Raw genomic sequence first — 2,271 nt, 5'->3', positions numbered from 1 at the left:
GTTACTGTTCACACCCCTACTATTTCATATTGTTAAAAACGCTGAATTTAAAAATATATTTTTCAAAGGATCCGAGACGCTGTTGTGGACAGCCTCTCGGATTTTTTAAATTAACTCCTATATCATCTGTGTAATCCACAATTCGCGGTTTATTCTGGTACATATGTCAGAAAATGTGGAAATCCATGTCCGATTTTTTTCGGTTTCTGACGAATCATAAGCTTATACACATGTCATTTTGACGGAATGTCAAATCCTTGAAATTCGCGTAAAATCGAGCTTTTTGCTATACTTTTTTCAGGAGAAACAGTCATGGGAAAACAGGAAGAAAAAATCATAGCAATGCAGGAACAGTTGATCAAAGGATATGAGAAACAGATAGCTGGTCTTGAGGAAGAGAATAAATCACTTACAGAGTTAAATGAACAACTGAAAGAACTCTTGGAATTGCAGGATAAGGAACTATCATTTTTCGACGGGATACTTGATAAGGCTAAAAAAGAAATTTAAATTTTGACTATGAAAAAATCTGATCTTATAGGACAACTACAGATGCGATTAAAAGCGGCGTTAGCGAAGATAGCCGATTTCGAGTCAGGTGAAATATACAAGACCATGAAAGAAGATCACAGAAAGACTAACCGCGCTTTTCAAAGCACTATAGACCAGAAAAATGCCCGTATCCAGGAACTTACTCATATCAATGAAAAGATCTGGAAATGGTGTCAGGAAGTGTGTGAAGATCAGGAGAAAGATCATAAGGCAAAGATCAAAGAGCTCATGCGTCGTATCCATCAGATTTATGAGCTTTATCTTGGTGCACTCAAAAAGAACGATGAACTGAAAGATAAAAACAGTGAACTTCGCCAGGCTAACTATACATTGGCTTCTGAACTTGAAGATGAGCGTGAGAAAAACAAAAAACTGATAGCACAAATAAACCGGGATTATGAGAATTCTTCTAAGCCATCTTCGCAGTCTGTTAATCATAAGAAGATCACAAATAATCGGGAGAAAACCGATCGTAAACCTGGGGGTCAGCTTGGACATCCAGGTCATAGACGCAGAAAGCAAACGCCGACAAGCAAGATATTTCTCTCGGCCTCACCTGAGATCTTAAATGATCCCGATTACAAGGAAACAGGCAAGGAAGTTGTGAAGCAGCTGGTCAATATCAGGCTTGTCCTTGAGGTGATTGAATATCGCACGAAAGTCTATAGGAATTCAAAGACAGGCGAGAAATACCATGCTCCGTTTCCTAAAGGTGTCGTTGATGATGTCAACTATGGAGGAAGTATCAAAGCATTCCTTTATCTCTTGAATAATGATTGTAATGTCTCTATTGATAAAAGCAGCCGTTTTCTGGCAGAACTCACCAACAATCAATTAAATATCTCGAAGGGTATGATCAATAAACTCGGAAAAGAGTTTGCTGAAAAAACCGAAGAAGAGCGAACTGAAACCTTTAAAGAGATGCTTCTTATGCCTGTCATGCATACGGACTGCACAAATGCTCGCTATAACGGTAAAAGTGCATATGTATTCATCAATGTTGCGCCTGATGGAACAGCGCTTTATTTTGCGCGCGAAAAAAAGGGACACGAAGGCGTAAAAGGTACAGTGACAGAATACTATAATGGCATACTGGTACATGATCATGAATCCACTTTCTATAACTATGGTTCAGAACACCAAGAATGTCTGGCTCATATCCTCCGGTATCTGAAAGATGGAATGGAGATGGAACCAGAGAAAACCTGGCACAGATCAATGAGAGAACTTCTCCGGGAAATGATACATTATCGTAATGAACACGAATCAGATATGGATTCGGAGGTTGTTGCCGATTTCGAGACAAGGTATATGAAAGTGCTGGAAACAGCCAGAGATGAATATGAGTATGTGCCTCCGAGTAAATACTACAAAGATGGGTATAACCTATATTTGAGAATGAGAAAACATTCCAAAGAACATCTTCTGTTTCTTCATAATGTCAATGTACCGAGCACAAACAACATAGCGGAGCGCTTTCTACGTGGCTACAAGCGCAAACAAGGGCAGGTGATGTCTTTCAGATGCTTTGATACAATAACGCATCATTGTGAAGGCAGGAGCGTGCTTGTTAAGATACGGCAAAATGAAGGAGCCAATGTGTTTGATGAAGTGACACAAAGATTTGACTCATAGTTGGCAGAACAGCCGACCCGTTATTACTGAGACTCAGTTTAACGGATCGGCTGTTTTACTACAAGTTCACCTGTGAACAGTAAC

The 2,271-nt window shown here is 39.5% G+C and carries 2 protein-coding genes; both read left to right on the top strand.

The window, feature by feature from the left end; genetic code table 11:
* Positions 1-312: 312 nt before the first annotated feature.
* Positions 313-510, top strand: a complete 198-nt coding sequence (locus tag G625_RS0114575; protein ID WP_029201678.1) for a hypothetical protein — start codon at positions 313-315, stop codon at positions 508-510.
* A gap of 9 nt (positions 511-519) precedes the next feature.
* Positions 520-2,187, top strand: coding sequence for an IS66 family transposase (locus G625_RS22080; protein WP_029201677.1), 1,668 nt, complete (start codon positions 520-522; stop codon positions 2,185-2,187).
* Positions 2,188-2,271: the final 84 nt, after the last annotated feature.

The sequence above is a fragment of the Oribacterium sp. NK2B42 genome, assembly GCF_000424445.1.
Classification (GTDB): domain Bacteria; phylum Bacillota; class Clostridia; order Lachnospirales; family Lachnospiraceae; genus Oribacterium.
This window is presented reverse-complemented; position numbering and strand designations above follow the sequence as displayed.